Here is a 17,314-nt window from a genome sequence, read left to right as displayed (position 1 = left end):
GCCAATCCCTCAGAAATCCCCAGCTACAAACTCAACACGCGCTTCACAATCCCCACCGTATAATGCCGCTCGTCCCAGCTTGTAAGAAAAAGCTACACACCCTGTAGTCATACTCAAAAGCCAGACCCACCAGCCCGCCGAGCCGGGCCGCCACCAAGGTGCTACACATGGATTTCAACCCCCTCGACCTCATCCTGCATCTCGACGTCTACCTCGACATGCTGGTGACCAACTACGGGACGTGGGTCTACGCCATCCTGTTCCTGGTGATCTTCTGTGAAACCGGCCTGGTGGTCATGCCCTTCCTGCCCGGCGATTCCCTGCTGTTCATCGCCGGCGCCGTCGCCGCCGGTGGCGCCATGGACCCAATGCTGCTGGGCGGCCTGTTGATGCTCGCGGCCATCCTCGGCGACAGCACCAACTACCTCATCGGCCGCACCGCTGGCGAAAAACTCTTCAGCAATCCCAACTCGAAAATCTTCCGCCGCGACTACCTGCAACAAACCCACGACTTCTACGCCAAACATGGCGGCAAAACCGTGACCCTGGCGCGCTTCCTGCCGATCATCCGCACCTTCGCGCCCTTCGTCGCTGGCGTCGGCAAAATGAACTACCTGCGCTTCCTCGGCTTCAGCGTCCTCGGCACCGTCCTCTGGGTCGGCGGCCTGGTGACCCTCGGCTACTTCTTCGGCAACGTGCCCTTCATCAAGCAGAACCTGTCGCTGCTGGTGGTGGGCATCATCCTGCTGTCGTTGCTGCCGATGATCATCAGCCTGGTGCGCAGCAAACTGAGCCAACGCGCCTCGAAAGCCGAAACACGCTGATCGCCCATGTGGTCCCTGAGCAACTGGCGCCGCCGACGCACCCTCGCCAAACACCCCGTGGCCGAGGACACCTGGCAGCGGGTGCGCCAACAATTGAGCTTCCTCGACGGCATCAGCGCCGCCGAGGACCAATGGCTGCGGGAAGCCTGCGTCCTGTTCCTGCACGATAAACACCTCACCGCCCTGCCCGGCGTCGAACTGCACCAGGAACAACGCCTGCTGCTCGCCGCCCAGGCCCAGTTGCCGCTGATGCACCTCGGCGAACTGAACTGGTACCAAGGCTTCCACGAAATCGTCCTCTACCCCGACGACTTCCTCAGCCCCCAGCGCTACCGCGACGCCAGCGGCATCGAACACGAATGGGACGGCGAACACAGCGGCGAAGCCTGGCCCCAAGGCCCGATCATCCTGGCCTGGGACGGCGTCATGGCCAGCGGCGGCTGGGACGGCTACAACCTGGTGATCCACGAACTGGCGCACAAACTCGACATGCTCAACGGCGACGCCAACGGCCTGCCACCGCTGCACGCCGACATGCGCGTCAGCGACTGGGCCGAGGCCATGCAGCAAGCCTTCGACGACCTCGACCGCCAACTCGACCACAACCCCGACGCAGAAACCGCCATCGACCCCTACGCCGCCGAAAACCCGGCCGAATTCTTCGCCGTCACCAGCGAATACTTCTTCAGCGCCCCGGACCTGCTGCACCAGACCTATCCCAAGGTGTACGAACAGCTCAAGGCGTTCTACCGCCAGGATCCGTTGGCCCGGCTGCGGCAACTTCAGGCCGAAGATCCGGTCTATCAGGCGTCATACCAAGGTCTCTAAGACCTTGGGAACGTGGCATCAGCGGACGAATATGCCTATAATCGCCGCCACTTTTTGGTCAATCCGACCAGTCATCTGGTCAACTAACGGGGGCACCGCCCAATGAGCTACAGCAAGATTCCGGCTGGCAAAGACCTGCCGAACGACATCTACGTCGCGATCGAAATCCCGGCCAACCACGCCCCGATCAAATACGAAATCGACAAAGACAGCGATTGCCTGTTCGTTGACCGTTTCATGGCCACCCCGATGTTCTACCCGGCCAACTACGGTTACATCCCCAACACCCTGGCCGACGACGGCGACCCCCTCGACGTGCTGGTCGTGACCCCATACCCAGTGGCCCCAGGCTCGGTCATCCGCGCCCGTCCAGTCGGCATCCTGAACATGACCGACGACGGCGGCGGCGATGCCAAAGTCATCGCAGTGCCACACGACAAACTGTCGCAACTGTACGTCGACGTGAAGGAATACACCGACCTGCCACCACTGCTGATCCAGCAGATCGAGCACTTCTTCGCGAACTACAAAGACCTCGAAAAAGGCAAGTGGGTCAAGATCGAAGGCTGGGCCGGCGCAGACGCCGCCCGCGAAGCGATCACCAAGTCGGTTGCCGCCTACAAAGGCTGAAATCGAACTTAAAAAGAACCCCGGTTAATACCGGGGTTTTTTATGCCTGGACCCTACTTAATACAACTTCGTATTAGTAGCGTTTACCCACGTTTACATTGCCAGTTTCGATTCCCGCAAACGGAAAGATCGTCTTATAAATTCACACGACATGTTTATTGCCCAAAACACAGTCGTCTCTAAACTTTCCGTTTATGAAAATACTTTCCAGTGGCGACCGCTTCAGAGCCCTTCTCAGAGAAGCGAACATCCGATCCGCCGACTTCGCGAAGTTGTACGGCGTGAAATCCCAACACGTGAACAACTGGTTCAACCGTGGCATCCCGCCCGGGCGCATCCACTCCATCGCCAGCCTGCTGACCGTCAGCCCGGAATGGCTCGCCCGCGGCGAAGGCCCGCAAACGCCATTGGGCCTCGGCCCCGGCACCACCTATGAAGCCGCCGAAAACGACGGCGTCTACAGCGTGGCGGAACCCACGGACATCGAACTGCCTTTCTACAAGGAAGTCCCCATCGCCCCCGGCGAAACCAAAACCCACATCACCGAAATCCCCGACCAATCCATCCGCCTGCCCCGCAGCCACCTCGAATCCCTCGAAATCGACCCCAGCGACGCCATCTGCACCACCATGGTCGGCGACAGCATGGCCGAACGTATAGAAGACGGCTCCACCCTCGCCATCGACCGCGGCCTGACCCAAATCGTCGACGGCCAAATCTACGCCCTCGAACACGACGGGATGCTGCGTATCAAATACCTGCATCGAATCCCCGGTAACCGACTGCGGCTGCGTAGTCATAACAGCGCTGCGTATCCTGATGAGGTGTTCAGCGCAGAACAGATCGACAAGCAACACATCCACGTGATCGGCTGGGTGTTCTGGTGGTCAACCCTCAACAAACAGAGACCGCCGGTGTTCGATTGACTCCCCAACGGCAGGGATCGCTTTTCGTGGCGAGGGAGCTTGCTCCCGCTGGGCTGCGCAGCAGCCCCCTGCTTTCCCCCTAAATCCCCCTAACCCAATGATTCCACACCACTTACCACTGGGATTCCAAAGCAAACCCGCGTATCCTCCGCCCCACATTTGCGAGCCCACGCCTCGCACCGACAAGGCAGATCACTTTCTGACCAAGTCCCACAGCCGGCCGCAAGAGCCGGATGTACGTTTTGAAGGCTGGTAAGGTTTGTCAAAAACGAGCTGAATCAGTCAACGAGAAGCCGGCCATAAGCCGGCTTTTTAATGTCTGAGCTTTATTCCATAACCCTTGCCCCAGCCCAGACTCAGCCCTTACCCGAACTATCAACGCCCAAATCCTCCCAATAACCTATCAATCCTGCATGACCTATGACATGTAGCTAGTCCAGCGGGTTAAACTCGGCTTTTTTGCCTACTCCAAGGAGTTGCTGCGTGAACACGGAAAATCATTCCCAGACGGCCGCCTTTCTCTGGTCGATTGCCGACCTGCTGCGTGGTGATTTCAAGCAATCCCAGTATGGCCGCATCATCCTACCGTTCACTTTATTGCGCCGTATGGAATGCGTGCTGGCACCGACGAAAGACGAAGTGATCAAGCAAACTTTCGCCCAAGAAGGCCGTCCAGATACCGTGCGAGAAATGATCCTGCTGCGCTCCGCAGGCCAGCAATTTTTCAATGCTTCGCCGCTGACGTTAGGAACTCTGTCGGACACCCAGACCGCCGCCGACTTAATGAGTTACGTACAGGCCTTCAGCAAGGACGCCCGCGAGATCTTCGAGCACTTCCACTTCGAAGACTTCGTCCAACAGTTGTCCAGCGCCAACCTGCTCTATCAAGTGGTGCAACGATTTGCTGCTACCGACCTGAGCCCCGAGCGCATCAGCAACTTCGGTATGGGCATCATCTTCGAAGAGCTGATCCGCAAATTCGCAGAAAGCTCTAACGAAACTGCCGGGGAGCACTTCACCCCGCGCGACATCGTGCACCTCACCACCTCGCTGGTGATTACCAATCAGGATCACAAACTTACGCCCAACAGCATCGTCACGATCTATGACCCGACGGCGGGCACGGGTGGATTTCTGTCAGAAGGTGATGAGTATATTCAATCCATCAGCGACAAAGTCAGCGTTTCACTGCATGGCCAGGAGCTAAATCCCGAGTCTTACGCCATTTGCAAAGCGGATATGCTGATCAAGGGCCAGGATGTGACGAGCATCAAGCTCGGGAACACGCTGTCCAGCGATCTACTGGCCGGCAAGCGCTTCGACTTCATGCTCAGCAATCCGCCTTTCGGTGTTGAATGGAAAAAAGTGCAAAAGCAGATCACCGACGAGCACACCCACAAGGGTTTCGACGGCCGCTTTGGCCCCGGCCTACCACGGGTATCCGACGGTTCACTTCTGTTCCTCCTGCACTTGGTCAGCAAGATGCGTGACCCGCGTGAGGGAGGCTCGCGCATCGGTATCATCCTCAATGGCTCGCCGCTGTTTACTGGTGGCGCGGGTTCTGGCGAGTCGGAAATCCGCCGTTACCTGCTGCAGAACGACCTGGTCGAAGCCATCGTCGCGTTGCCGACGGACATGTTCTACAACACCGGCATCGCTACCTATGTGTGGATACTCAGCAACCATAAGGCTGCCGCGCGCCAGGGTAAGGTGCAGTTGATCGACGGTAGCCAGCACTACGCCAAAATGCGCAAGTCGCTCGGCAGCAAGCGCCAGTACATCACCGAAGATCAAATCAACGAACTGGTGCGCCTGTACGGTAGCTTCGAGCAAACTGCACAGAGCAAAATCTTCCCCGTCGATGCCTTCGGCTATCGCCGCATAACTGTCGAGCGCCCGCTGCGCCTGAACTTCCAAACCAGCGCCGAGCGAATCGACAACGTATTGGAAGAAAAAGCTCTGCAAAAACTCGACAGCACCGCTCAGCAGCAATTGATAGCCGCCCTGCAAACCATGGACGCCAGGGTGCTGCACCGAAACCGTGAGCAATTCAGCAAGCAGCTGAAAAAAACCCTTACCGCACACAGTATCAGCCTCAGTGCGTCGGAGCTGAAAGCCCTGCTCAGTTACCTGAGCGAGCGCGACCCCGAGGCGGATATTTGCACCACCAAGGGCCAGCCGGAAGCGGACGCTAGCCTGCGCGACAACGAGAACGTGCCGTTGGGGGAGTCGGTTTACGACTATTTCCAGCGCGAAGTCATGCCCCATGTACCAGATGCCTGGATCGACGAAAGCAAAACTGATGCTCAGGATGGCGAAGTCGGTATTGTTGGCTTCGAGATTCCCTTTAATCGTCACTTCTACGTGTTCCAACCGCCGCGTCCGTTGGCCGAAATCGACCTAGACCTGAAAGCTTGCACCGACCGCATCAAGCTGATGATCAAGGAGCTATCGGCATGACGTTTCCAGCGTATCCGGACTACAGGGATTCCGGGGTCGAATGGCTAGGGGCGGTACCCACATATTGGGAGTCGTGGAAGATATCTCATGCATTTGGGGAGCTTGGTAGCGGCACTACGCCACCAACCAGTGAGACTGAATGGTACGAGGGAGGAACGGTGCCTTGGGTGACAACAGGCGAGCTGAGAGAAAGTATTATTTGGGAGACAAAAAAACTACTTTCACCTAAGGCTATTTCGGCTTTTTCAGCCCTACGACTTCATCCTGCAGGTTCATTAGCCATCGCTATGTATGGCGCAACGATAGGACGACTTGGAATCCTAGGCGTTGAAGCAACTACAAATCAAGCATGCTGTTTGTTGACTCGGCCGAATCACTTGCATGTCAAATTCACGTTTTATTGGCTGCTCGTTTTCAAGCAAAGCATCATCGATTTATACGCGTCCGGCGGCGGACAACCAAATATCAACCAAGAAATTATTGCCAATCTAAAGATTCCAGCTCCAGGAGTTCAAGAACAGATCCAAATTGCCCGTTTCCTCGACCACGAAACCGCCCGCATCGACGCGCTGATCGAAGAGCAGCAGCGCTTGATCGAACTGCTCAAGGAAAAGCGCCAGGCCGTGATCTCCCACGCCGTCACCAAAGGCCTCGATCCCACGGTGCCGATGAAAGACTCCGGCGCGGAATGGCTAGGCGAGGTGCCTGGCGCATTGGGAGACTTTGCGAATAGGTGCCGTTTACTCGGAAGCTGCGGATAAAGGGCTGGCCGAGCTTCCTGTGTTACGTGTTTCGATTCATCACGGGGTATCTGATAAGGAGTTGTCAGAGGAGGAGTCGGACAGAAAAATCACCCGCATAGACGATCGCGAGAAGTACAAGCGAGTTCGCCCCGGGGACCTTGTCTACAACATGATGAGAGCGTGGCAGGGTGGGTTTGGTGCTGTCCTCGTAGATGGCCTTGTTAGCCCTGCATATGTAGTGGCCCGCCCTAAAAACGAAGATATCTCAAGATATGTAGAACAGCTTTTGAGAACGGGCTGTGCTGTCGAGGAAATGCGTAAAAATTCTTACGGGATTACAGACTTTCGACTGCGACTTTACTGGGATCAATTCAAAAACATCGTCATTGTCATCCCGCCAGAGGTTGAAAGGCAGCAGATCATGGAGCGCATTGATTCGTTGATTAACGAGTCTGAGGCTTTGAAAAGTGAAGCAGATCGGCTGATCGTCATTCTCCAAGAACGCCGCTCAGCTCTAATCTCCGCCGCCGTCACTGGCAAAATCGACGTGCGCGGCTGGCAGCCACCGGCCCGCGCGCAAGCCCCCGTATTAGAAGCAGAGGCCGTATAAATGGCGGACAGCAAGGAAGCTCAGTTTCAACAAGACATTATCGACGCCCTGGCCACCCAAGGCTGGCTGGTGGGCACGGCCAGCGGCTACGACCGGCGCACGGCGCTGTATACCGAAGATGTGCTGGGCTACTTCAAGGAGGCCTGGCCGGAGCGTTGGGACAAGTTCGCCAAGGCCAACCCGAACAACCCGGATGATGTGCTGGTGCAAAAGCTGGTACGCGAGCTGGAGCAGAGCGGCACGCTCGATGTGCTGCGCCATGGCTTCAAGCTGCCGGCGGTGAAGGTTGAGCTGTGCAGCTTTCAGCCCGACCACGGCATGAATCCGGACACCCTCAAACGCTACCAGTGCAACCGCCTGCGCGTGGTGCCGGAGGTGTCCTACTCGCCGCATTTTCGCGAGGCTGGCAGCGGTGGGCAGACCTATAACCCACGGCTGGATCTGGTGCTGTTCGTCAACGGCATCCCCACCGCCACGCTGGAGCTGAAAAGCGAGTTCAAGCAGTCGGTGGAAAACGCTAAGCGCCAGTATCGGCAGGATCGTCCGGTAAAAGACCCGCTCACACGCAAGCCCGAGCCACTGCTGACCTTCAAGCGCGGTGCGCTGGTGCACTTTGCCGTGGGCCAGAACGAAGTGGCGATGACCACCAAGCTGGCGGGCAAGGACACCTTCTTCCTGCCGTTCAACCTCGGCAGCGCGGAAGGCGGCGCGGGCAACCCGCTGCCGGAAGATGACAGCCAATACGCCACCAGCTACCTGTGGCAACGCCTGATGCAGCCGGATGCCTGGCTCAAGGTGCTAGGGCGATTTCTGCACCTGGACAAGAAAACCAGCGAAGGCTTCGACGGCACGCCGGTGACCAAGGAGACGATGATCTTCCCGCGTTACCACCAGTGGGAAGTGGTCGACACGCTGATCAACACCACCCGCGCCGAAGGGCCGGGCAAGCGCTATTTGATCCAGCACAGCGCCGGCTCGGGCAAGTCCAACTCCATCGCCTGGACGGCGCATCAACTGGCCTCGCTGTACGACGATGCCGGCCAACGGTTGTTCAACTCGGTGATCGTGATTACCGACCGCACCGTGTTGGATAAGCAGCTGCAGGAAACCATCTACCAGTTCGAGCATGCCCAAGGCGTGGTCAAGCAGATCAATCGTGAAACCAGCAGCCAGAGCAAATCCGAACAATTGGTCGAGGCGCTGGCTGAGCAGACGCGCATCATCATCGTCACCATCCAGACCTTTCCTGCATTGTTCGATGCGTTAGACAAGTATCCCAAGCTGGCTAGCGGGCGCTACGCGGTAATCGCTGACGAGGCGCACTCTTCGCAGACCGGCTCCTCAGCTAGCAAGTTGAAGCAGATACTCGGTAGCGATGCACAAGACGCCGAGGAAATCAGCGCCGAAGAATTGTTGGACGCTGCTGTACAAGCGCGCCAACCGAACGAGCGCATCAGCTATTACGCTTTCACTGCGACGCCCAAACCCAAGACCCTAGAGCTGTTCGGTCGTCCGGCTGACCCTACGCTGCCGGCTAGCTCCAGCAACAAGCCGGAGCCTTTCCATCTTTACTCCATGCGCCAGGCTATCGAGGAAGGTTTCATTCTCGACGTGCTGCGGAACTACACCACCTACAGCACCGCCTGGAAGATCGCCCACCCGGACGGCGAAGACGATGAGGTGGAGAGCAAGAAGGCACGTATCAAGCTAGCGCGCTGGGTGCGCTTGCATCCATACAACATCAGTCAAAAGGTTGAAGTGATCGTCGAGCACTTCCGCACCAATATCCGCCATTTGCTCAATGGCCAAGCCAAGGCCATGGTGGTGACCAGCAGCCGCCAGGAAGCGGTGCGTTACCAGTTAGCGGTGAGGGCTTATGTAAAGCAGATGGGCTACAACGATGTGCACCCACTGGTGGCATTCTCTGGCAGCGTGCTACCCGATGAGGCGATCCCTGAAGAAGTGACGGAAAGCAGCAGCTTGCTCAACCCAGGCCTAAATGGCCGCGACCTAGCACTGGCGTTCGATACCCCAGACTTCAACGTGATGATCGCGGCCAACAAGTATCAAACTGGATTCGATCAGCCCAAGCTGTGTGCCATGTACGTGGACAAGAAACTGCAAGGCGTGGACTGCGTGCAGACCCTGTCGCGGCTGAACCGTACTTTCGGCGACAGCAAAGAAACTTTCATCCTCGATTTCTTCAACGAGCCGCAGGATATTCTCGACGCCTTCTTGCCGTACTACACCAAGGCCGAGCTGAGCGATGTGACGGACCCACAAATCATCTACGACCTTCAGAAGAAGCTGGATGCCGAGGGAATTTACTACTGGCAGGAGGTCGAGGCGTTCGCCATGGCTTTCTTCGACTCCAAGGCTGCGGCCAGTAAGCTCAGCTATTACTGCGCGCCGGCCAAGGAGCGCTTTGCCAAGCGTTACGCCATGTCGTTAGAGTCGCGCCAGCAGGCGCTAGACCTCAAACGTATGGCTGAAGCCAACGGTGATAGTAACGGACTGAAAAAAGCAGAGTTCGAGCTGAAAGAGGCTGGCGAACAAATAGATCAACTCGACCTGTTCCGAAAAAACTTACAGAGCTTCGTGCGCCTGTACGAATTCCTCTCGCAGATTGTGGCTTACGAGGACCGCGAGCTGGAGCAGCTTTGCGTGTACGCCAAGCATTTGCACCCACTGCTGCGGTTGGATCGCCTACAACAAGACGACGTGGACGTGGGCGAGCTGCAACTGACCCATTACCGACTGAGCAAGCGTGCCGAGCATCAACTGCACCTGAGCGAGGAACAAGGTAACTACCAGCTGAAACCTGGCAGCGATGTGGGCAGCGGTAAACCTCACGACCCGGAGAAAAAGCGTTTATCGGAAATTATTGAGGCGCTCAACGAGATATTTGGCGCCGAAGTGAGTGACGACGATCAGTTGCAATTCCTTGCCGGCATCGCTCAACGCATCAGTCGTCAGGAAGATGTGATGGCGCAGGTAAATAACCACTCGATCGAACAAGTGATGCACGGCCTGTTTCCGAAGCGAGTGCTTAACACCGTACTGGACGCCATGACCGACCACGAGAAATTGTCGCTGGAAGTTTTGGACAACGAAACCAAAAGTCGGGCGTTTGCGCTGGTGATTCTAAAGATGCTGAAGACGACGGCTGGCTTCGATGAGGATCCACGGCACGGTGCCTGATGGGTTATTCATCGGGAAAACTCAATTACTAAAACGACGGGGGAATTTACGGTGCGGGAAAGCTCTGCTACATCAGTCCCCCGGCTACACAATAGCTTACGCTTTGATAGCGCCACGACTCACTCGCTATGGGTTGCCTGAGAAACCGTAACTTATACTCCCTCCTCGACCGCAAAAAGTAGCCATCACAGGGAAGCGTCCATGTCCGTTCCAACCTACGATCAGTTCATCGAACCCATCCTGCGCTTTCTCGCTACCAAACCTGCCGGAGCCCTTGCTCGGGATGCCCATGAGGCGGCAGCCAAGATGCTGCAACTGACCGTAGAACAACGTGAAGAAGTAATCGCCAGCGGGCAAGCCATCTATAAAAACAGAGCGGGCTGGGCGCATGATCGGCTGAAGCGCGCCGGCCTATCCAGTAGCGCCAAACGTGGATATTGGAAACTGACGGAGACAGGTGCGACTTACGCCAAAGACCATCCAGCCCCCTTGCCTTCCGATGAAGTTGAACATTTAGCCATCGGCTATATGAATGTGAAGCTGAAGGTTGCCCCCGACGCAGCCCCGCTTGATGACGAAACGCCTATTGGGCCTGACGTAACCTCCGCAACCGCGAGCCCAGATGATCGCCTCGAACAAGCCCTACAGGAATTACGCAACGCAACTGCTGCCGATTTGTTGGACAACTTGTTACAGGTGAGCCCTAACCGCTTCGAAGTCATCGTACTTGATGTGCTTCATCGCCTGGGTTACGGCGCCAGCCGCAATGACCTACAGCGGGTCGGCGGCTCTGGCGATGCTGGCATCGACGGCATTATTTCGCTCGATAAGCTGGGACTCGAGAAGGTTTACGTGCAAGCCAAGCGGTGGCAAAACACAGTGGGCCGTCCTGAGCTGCAGGCGTTCTACGGTGCGCTCGCCGGGCAAAAAGCCAAACGCGGCGTTTTCATCACAACATCTGGTTTCACCGCTCATGCAATCGACTTCGCTAAATCAGTGGAAGGCATCGTGTTGGTGGACGGCATGCGGCTGGTGCACTTGATGATGGATCACGAAGTGGGCGTTACATCACGAATCTTGCGGCTGCCGACGTTGGATCGCGATTATTTCGATGAGGAATGAGCAGCAGCTTTTCTGACAGAGGGACCATAACCGCATAACTGTTGTGGCCTTGAGTGATGGCATATTAGAATCAACCCGTATGCCCTACTAGACCCCTCGGGTTGAGGGTTGGGGAACAGCTAGGACAGCGCCCATTAGATATGCGTAGGTCAAGGAGACCGTTATGTCAGACGCCAGAACCATCAAAGATCAGTACTACGTCTACCATCTGACTTCTATTGAAAACCTGGATGGGATCTTCTCTGCAGGCCTGAAGCCTCGGGCCAGCCTCGCCAATTTCACTGATGTTGCCGACAGTGAGATTCTCAAGAAACGCAAAGCTCTCAACCTTGACCGCTATGTTCCCTTTCACTGGTTCGCCGGTAATCCGTTTGATGGCCGCGTGCAGCTTGATCACCCCGAATCAACGTTCGTGCTGATCTCAGTTTTCAGAACATTTGCCAAGGAAAAGGGCTGGAAGATCATCCCGCAGCATCCACTTGCAGATGAGGCAATTCAGGTCCTCGACTACAGCGCTGGGTTCCAAGCCATCAATTGGGAGCTCATGAATACCCGCGAATATCAAAACCACGAGTGCAAAAACGTTTGCATGGCTGAATGCTTGTCTCCCTACGTGGTTGCGCCAAAAGATTTTTCCAGGATTTACGTCCCAAACGATGAGGTCAAACAGATTTGTGAGGCTAAAATGCGCCCCATCAATCTAGCGACTCCCATCAGTGTGAACCCTGGAATGTTCCTATAAATGATCTACAGCAGACTGAATCCAGAGAAGGCTCTGATTTGGCGTATCGTCCATCGGGATAACCTGCCTTGGATTCTGGACAACGGTCTGCACTGTGCAAATTCGAACGTTCAGTCACCACAGTACGTAAACATCGGCAACCCTGACTTGATCGACAAGCGCCGAACCCGCCACGTCCCCATAGCTCCGGGAGGGGTATTGGCCGACTACGTGCCCTTCTATTTCACGCCCTTCTCTGTGATGATGAAAAATATCCACTCGGGGTGGAGTGTTCAACAGCGCAGCAATGACGAGATCGTGATTTTGGTCTCTAGCCTGTACCGCGTTGAGGAGATGGGCCTTCCGTTCGTCTACACGACCGCGCATGCCTACCCGGATTGGACAGACTATTACAGCGACCTGGCGAATCTCGGCCAGATCGATTGGTCTATCATTCAACGACGCGACTTTAAGCGCGACCCTGACGACCCCCGGAAGATGGAGCGGTATCAGGCCGAAGCGCTGATCCACAACCATCTACCCATTACAGGACTCCTTGGCATCATGTGCTACACCGATGCAATGAAAAAACGCATAGAACGAGACGTAGCCGCTCGAGGCCTGACGTTGGCTGTTCATGCGCGTCCAGGATGGTATTTCCAATGATCAGGTTTACCCAAGGCAACCTTCTAGAAGCCAAAACCGAAGCCCTTGTCAACACGGTGAATACCGTGGGTGTGATGGGTAAAGGTATCGCGCTGATGTTCAAAGAACGCTTCACGGAGAATTACCGACTGTACGCTGCTGCCTGCAAGGCTGGCGAAGTGGAGACGGGCAAGGTTCACGTGACGGCGGTCAGCGAGCTGGAGGGGCCGCGCTGGATCGTCAACTTCCCGACCAAACGTCACTGGCGCTCACCTTCGCAGATGGCGTGGATAACCGAAGGCTTACGCGATCTGCGTCGCTTCTTGATTGAAAACCATGTGAAGTCCGTGGCGGTTCCACCGCTGGGCGCTGGTAACGGTGGTTTGAAGTGGCCCGAGGTTCGCGAGCAGATTGTTGAAGTCTTGAGTGATCTGGATGTCGATGTGCTGGTGTTCGAGCCGTCCAACCAGTATTTGAACGTTGCTAAGCGTAACGGTGTGGAGAAGCTCACGCCTGCTCGTGCACTGATAGCCGAACTGGTTCGTCGCTACTGGGTTCTGGGTATGGAATGCAGCCTGCTTGAGATTCAGAAGCTGGCTTGGTTTCTTGAGCGCGCCATCGAAAAGCTGCCAAACACCGAAAACCCTCTCAATCTTCAGTTTGTTGCTCATAAGTACGGGCCCTATGCCAACCGGTTGGAGCATCTGCTCAACAATCTGGACGGCAGCTACCTGCATTGCGACAAGCGCATCAGTGATGCGGGTATTAGCGATGTGATCTGGTTTGACGAAGGGCGCAAAGCGTTCTTACAGACCTATCTTCAAACAGAGGCCAAGGAGTACGCCCAGGCCTTGGAGCGTACCGCCGAGTTGATCGATGGTTTTGAGTCGCCTTTTGGCATGGAATTGTTGGCTACGGTTGATTGGTTGCTGAGCCAGGATGGGATTTCCCCGACTGTTCCTGCCGTGCGCGAGGCGTTGAAGCATTGGGATGGCGGAGCGGGTGCTGCGGCTCGTAAAAGCAAGCTGTTCGATGATCAGGCGCTTGATATCGCGCTGAAGCGGCTTACTTCCAGTATTTTTAGGCCTGAGATGGCGAGCTGTTAGAGGTAACGCCTATCTCAGCCGGGTAATTGTGCAAGTAGCTCTTGCACAATTAGAGCTCGTCGTTTCGGGCGGTTCGCGGATACAAAAAAGGTCTTGCCGAGCAAGACCTTTTTTCATACCTGGGGTACGTGCAGCCCCTGTTACCTCACCTCAACAATATCCAAAGCCCGATTCGCCAGCAGCTCACTCACCTCAATCACCTGCAAAATCCCCATCGCAACACGCCGTCGCGATCCATCAAGATCAAACGCCAAATCACTGATCATGGCATTCGCCGAAGCCAGGTTTTCGCTGAGGCTGGCAAGCAGACACTCCGAATCAACATCCGGTGCGATACGGAAGATGCTGTTGGGATTGTCAGACGTTTCTTTCTTCGGAGTAGGCTTCAGATAAAAATCCAATGCCCGGTTGGCAGCATCATCAAGCTTCTTGTTACGAGCAGTCTGAGCGCGAGATACATGCTCATCTGCAGTCGGAGGGTTCGGTGTAATTTTGACCATAGCCTTAACTCTCTTTGGTGAGGCCACAACCCTCTCGCTGCTAAACGAGTGGGTGGCAGCTGTACGCGGGTTAGCAGACCGACGAGTTAAGAAATCGGCGCGCCCGGGGGCGCCCCACGTACAGCCACCATCAAATGCAGGGATGGGGATTCCTGACTGATGAAGCTTGATACGACTCAACTCGACGGGCTGCTAAACCCGATCACTGATGGGCAGTGACAGGATCAAAACTACCGACGCGGCCAAGAACGCACAAGCCGGCGGATTCTGGCGTAGTTGTAGGCAATGGCGCAAGAAAACGTCAGTCGCGCCCTGGATTCCAAGCACCCAATAAACACCGCGCCGCGCCACCCCATCACAAGAGGACAACGTGTCGCCGTTTTTCGATTTCTGCGACACGTTCCGTCCTCATGTCGCTGCCGACGACATGAGAATAAAACGTGTCGTCAAAACGGCGTTTTAGCGACATGACAGCTAAAGCGACTCCTTGGGACTGACTCGCCCCTCACCCCAACGTATTCAAACAAACCACCTTCGGCTGGGTCATTTCCTCATAGGCAAACCGCACCCCTTCCCTGCCCAAGCTCCCATACTTGGACCCACCAAACGGCATCGCATCAAACCGGAAATCCGACGAGTCATTGATCATCACGCCCCCCGCCTCGATCCGTCGCGCAGCGCTCATCGCCGTGGACAGATCATTGGTGAAAATCCCAGCGTGAAGGGCGTACTCAGGCTCGTTAGCCAACGCAATCGCCTCATCAAACGTCTCGAACACCTGCAAAACCACCACCGGCGCAAACGCTTCGTTGCACCAGAGCCGGCTGGAATGATCGACATTTTCCAACACCGTAGCCGCATAGCAATTGCCCTGACGACGGTGGCCACAGAGCAACGTGGCGCCTTGTTGCAGCGCTTCGTTCACCATCTGTTCGGCGTTCTGCGCAGCTTGCTGGGTGATCATCGGCCCGATGTCGGTATTGGCGAGCAGCGGGTTGCCGACGACGAGGGCTTGGGCCTGGTTGACGAAGCGTTCGCGGAAGGCGGCGTAGATCGGTGCGTGGATGAGCAGGCGTTGGGTGCCGATGCAGTTTTGCCCGGCGGCCCAGAACGCGCCGGAGACGCAGCTTTCGACCGCGGCGTCGAGGTTGCAGTCGCCCATGACGATGACGGGGGCGTTGCCGCCGAGGTCCATGGCGAGTTTTTTCAGGCCGGCGGTGCGGGCGATTTGTTCGCCGGTGACGAAGCCGCCGGTGAAGGAGATCATGCGCACGTCGCGGGCGGCGACCAGGGCTTTGCCCAGTTCCGCGCCGCCAGTGGCGACGGTGACCACGGTTTCAGGCAGGCCGGCGGCGACCAGGTACGAGACCAGTTTGAGGGCGGACAACGGGGCCAGTTCGGACGGTTTGAGGATCACCGCGTTGCCGCCGGCGATGGCTGGGCCGAGTTTGTGGGCGACCAGGTTGAGCGGGTCGTTGTAGGGGGTGATGGCGACGATCAGGCCGAGGGGTTCGCGGGTGAACCATCCTTGGCGCGATTCGGCGCCTTCGTAGGCGTCGAACGGGACGATTTCACCGGCGTTGCGTTTGGCTTCTTCGGCGGAGAGTTTGAGGGTGTTGACGCAGCGTTTGACTTCTTTTTCCGCCTGTTTGAGGGTCTTGCCGGCTTCGTCGACGATCAGCCGGGCGAAGGCTTTGGCGTCGCGTTCGATGTTCAGGGCGGCGTGTTCGAGGATGCTGGCGCGGCGATGACGTGGGAGTGCGGCGCAGGTTTTTGCGCCGCTGCGTGCGGTTTCGAGCAGGTGTGGGACTTCCGAGGCTTTGAGGTCGGCGACGGTGCCGACGATGCTGCCGTCAAAGGGGTTGAGGACTTCGATGTGCGGTTCGACAACCGCCAGGGCCAGGCGCGATACGTTCACTGGTTGTGCTCCTGTTTGCGGGTTGCCGATTGGTGGATGTGGATGATGTCGGAGAGCAGCGCGAAGGCGGTTTCGGTGCGGCCTGCGCCTGGGCCGGAGACGGTGACGGCACCGAGCAGTTCGCTGGTGAACGACACGGCGTTGGTGGCGCTGCTGATGCTCGCCAGCGGGTGGTCGTTGCTGAGCAGGCGCGGTTCGACGCTGGCGCTGATGGAGCCGTCGGCATTGCGGGTGGCGGCGCCGATGAGTTTCCAGCGTGCGTTGTCGCGGCGGGCTTTTTCGATGTCGTCGAGGCTGAGGGCGGAGATACCTTTGCAGCTGACGTCGTTGACGGTGAGTTTGGCGTCGAGCAGTTCGTTGGCGAGGATGACGACTTTGAGACGGACGTCGTGGCCTTCGACGTCGGCGGTTGGGTCGGCTTCGGCGTAGCCCAGGGCTTGGGCCTGGCTGACGGCTTCGGCGAACCCGAGGCCGCCTTCCATGGCGGTGAGGACAAAGTTGGAGGTGCCGTTGAGGATGCCTTCGAAACCAGTGATCGAGCTGCCGGCCAGGGCTTGTTTGGCGAGGCGGATGACCGGGGTGCCGCTCATCACTGAGCCTTCGTATTCAAAGGCGACGTTGTTGCGTCGGGCCAGGGCCTTGAGTTCGGCGCCGTGCAGGGCGATGGGGCCTTTGTTGGTGGTGACCACGTGTTTGCCACGCTCCAGGGCCCAGCGGCAGAACGAGGTGGCGGGCTCGCCGTCCACGGGATTGGTGAAGGTGGCTTCGGCGATGATGTCGGCGCCGCAATCCTTGATCACGGCTTCGTTGAGGGCGTCGACGGTGCCGCCAGGGAGTTGGGCCATGGCGCCTTTGCTGGCGGGCAACCGGGCGAGCGAGGCGGCGTCGAGGCCGTGGCGGTTCATCACCGAACCGAGGAACAGGTCGGTCACGCCGACGATTTTCAGGGTGAAGCCGAGTTCGGTTTTCCACTGCTGGTTGCGCTCGGCAATCAGTTGGGCCAATGCCCGGTTTACACCGCCGAAGCCGACTAGAGCCAGTTTGTATTCAGTCATTTTTGTTATGTCCCTTGATCCGGGT

At 57.1% G+C, this 17,314-nt stretch carries 13 protein-coding genes and 2 pseudogenes; 12 read left to right on the top strand and 3 right to left on the bottom strand.

Annotated features, from left to right (window positions below; genetic code table 11):
* Window positions 1–167: 167 nt before the first annotated feature.
* From AB4N42_RS06920 to darG, 12 genes and pseudogenes are all read left to right on the top strand, one after another.
* Window positions 168–824 carry a DedA family protein gene (locus AB4N42_RS06920; protein ID WP_460116010.1) on the top strand — a complete coding sequence of 219 codons (657 nt, stop codon included), beginning with the start codon at window positions 168–170 and terminating at the stop codon, window positions 822–824.
* Window positions 825–830: 6 nt separating this feature from the next.
* The gene (locus tag AB4N42_RS06915; RefSeq protein WP_460116009.1) at window positions 831–1,652 is read left to right on the top strand and encodes a M90 family metallopeptidase; all 822 of its coding nucleotides are present in this window, start codon (window positions 831–833) and stop codon (window positions 1,650–1,652) included.
* Between the two features lie 102 nt (window positions 1,653–1,754).
* Window positions 1,755–2,282, top strand: coding sequence for an inorganic diphosphatase (gene ppa / locus AB4N42_RS06910; RefSeq protein WP_003205933.1), 528 nt, complete (start codon window positions 1,755–1,757; stop codon window positions 2,280–2,282).
* Window positions 2,283–2,476: 194 nt separating this feature from the next.
* On the top strand, window positions 2,477–3,208 hold the full coding sequence (locus tag AB4N42_RS06905; protein WP_030140401.1) for a LexA family transcriptional regulator: 732 nt from the start codon (window positions 2,477–2,479) through the stop codon (window positions 3,206–3,208).
* Window positions 3,209–3,691: 483 nt separating this feature from the next.
* Window positions 3,692–5,668, top strand: a complete 1,977-nt coding sequence (locus tag AB4N42_RS06900) for a type I restriction-modification system subunit M (RefSeq protein WP_460116008.1) — start codon at window positions 3,692–3,694, stop codon at window positions 5,666–5,668.
* Window positions 5,665–6,400, top strand: a pseudogene (locus AB4N42_RS06895) (restriction endonuclease subunit S); the annotation flags it as partial. The gene AB4N42_RS06900 and the pseudogene AB4N42_RS06895, both read left to right, overlap by 4 nt.
* Before the next feature lie 501 nt (window positions 6,401–6,901).
* A pseudogene (locus AB4N42_RS06890) lies at window positions 6,902–7,021 on the top strand (restriction endonuclease subunit S); the annotation flags it as partial.
* Complete coding sequence (locus AB4N42_RS06885) at window positions 7,022–10,222, top strand: type I restriction endonuclease subunit R (RefSeq protein ID WP_460116007.1); 3,201 nt, start codon at window positions 7,022–7,024, stop codon at window positions 10,220–10,222.
* Between the two features lie 201 nt (window positions 10,223–10,423).
* The gene (locus AB4N42_RS06880; RefSeq protein WP_460116006.1) at window positions 10,424–11,344 is read left to right on the top strand and encodes a restriction endonuclease; all 921 of its coding nucleotides are present in this window, start codon (window positions 10,424–10,426) and stop codon (window positions 11,342–11,344) included.
* A gap of 163 nt (window positions 11,345–11,507) precedes the next feature.
* Complete coding sequence (locus tag AB4N42_RS06875; protein ID WP_460116005.1) at window positions 11,508–12,086, top strand: DarT ssDNA thymidine ADP-ribosyltransferase family protein; 579 nt, start codon at window positions 11,508–11,510, stop codon at window positions 12,084–12,086.
* Entirely contained in the window at window positions 12,087–12,731 is a 645-nt protein-coding gene (gene darT / locus AB4N42_RS06870; RefSeq protein ID WP_249873194.1) for a type II toxin-antitoxin system toxin DNA ADP-ribosyl transferase DarT, read from the top strand.
* Window positions 12,728–13,816, top strand: a complete 1,089-nt coding sequence (gene darG / locus AB4N42_RS06865) for a type II toxin-antitoxin system antitoxin DNA ADP-ribosyl glycohydrolase DarG (protein ID WP_460116004.1) — start codon at window positions 12,728–12,730, stop codon at window positions 13,814–13,816. The genes darT and darG overlap by 4 nt, the downstream gene beginning before the upstream one ends.
* 140 nt (window positions 13,817–13,956) lie before the next feature.
* On the opposite strand, the gene AB4N42_RS06860 is transcribed toward darG, so the two are convergent.
* From AB4N42_RS06860 to AB4N42_RS06850, 3 genes are all read right to left on the bottom strand, one after another.
* Window positions 13,957–14,316, bottom strand: coding sequence for a DUF6124 family protein (locus AB4N42_RS06860; protein WP_460116003.1), 360 nt, complete (start codon window positions 14,314–14,316; stop codon window positions 13,957–13,959).
* 505 nt (window positions 14,317–14,821) lie between these two features.
* A complete protein-coding gene (locus AB4N42_RS06855) occupies window positions 14,822–16,234 on the bottom strand; it encodes an aldehyde dehydrogenase family protein (protein WP_460116002.1) in 1,413 nt (470 codons plus the stop codon).
* Window positions 16,231–17,289 carry a homoserine dehydrogenase gene (locus AB4N42_RS06850; protein ID WP_460116001.1) on the bottom strand — a complete coding sequence of 353 codons (1,059 nt, stop codon included), beginning with the start codon at window positions 17,287–17,289 and terminating at the stop codon, window positions 16,231–16,233. The genes AB4N42_RS06855 and AB4N42_RS06850 overlap by 4 nt, the downstream gene beginning before the upstream one ends.
* Between the last annotated feature and the right edge of the window lie 25 nt (window positions 17,290–17,314).

This window comes from Pseudomonas sp. H2_D02, assembly GCF_054677635.1.
Note: the sequence above shows the minus strand (reverse complement) of the source record. Positions and strands in the feature narration are given on the sequence as shown.

Excerpts from the sequence above, each read along its gene's own strand:
- AB4N42_RS06920 (WP_460116010.1), top strand. The coding sequence starts at position 168 with ATGGATTTCAACCCCCTCGACCTCATCCTGCATCTCGACGTCTACCTC.
- darT (WP_249873194.1), top strand. The coding sequence starts at position 12,087 with ATGATCTACAGCAGACTGAATCCAGAGAAGGCTCTGATTTGGCGTATC.
- AB4N42_RS06885 (WP_460116007.1), top strand. The coding sequence starts at position 7,022 with ATGGCGGACAGCAAGGAAGCTCAGTTTCAACAAGACATTATCGACGCC.
- ppa (WP_003205933.1), top strand. The coding sequence starts at position 1,755 with ATGAGCTACAGCAAGATTCCGGCTGGCAAAGACCTGCCGAACGACATC.
- AB4N42_RS06880 (WP_460116006.1), top strand. The coding sequence starts at position 10,424 with ATGTCCGTTCCAACCTACGATCAGTTCATCGAACCCATCCTGCGCTTT.
- AB4N42_RS06905 (WP_030140401.1), top strand. The coding sequence starts at position 2,477 with ATGAAAATACTTTCCAGTGGCGACCGCTTCAGAGCCCTTCTCAGAGAA.
- AB4N42_RS06850 (WP_460116001.1), bottom strand. The coding sequence starts at position 17,289 with ATGACTGAATACAAACTGGCTCTAGTCGGCTTCGGCGGTGTAAACCGG.
- darG (WP_460116004.1), top strand. The coding sequence starts at position 12,728 with ATGATCAGGTTTACCCAAGGCAACCTTCTAGAAGCCAAAACCGAAGCC.
- AB4N42_RS06875 (WP_460116005.1), top strand. The coding sequence starts at position 11,508 with ATGTCAGACGCCAGAACCATCAAAGATCAGTACTACGTCTACCATCTG.
- AB4N42_RS06860 (WP_460116003.1), bottom strand. The coding sequence starts at position 14,316 with ATGGTCAAAATTACACCGAACCCTCCGACTGCAGATGAGCATGTATCT.
- AB4N42_RS06915 (WP_460116009.1), top strand. The coding sequence starts at position 831 with ATGTGGTCCCTGAGCAACTGGCGCCGCCGACGCACCCTCGCCAAACAC.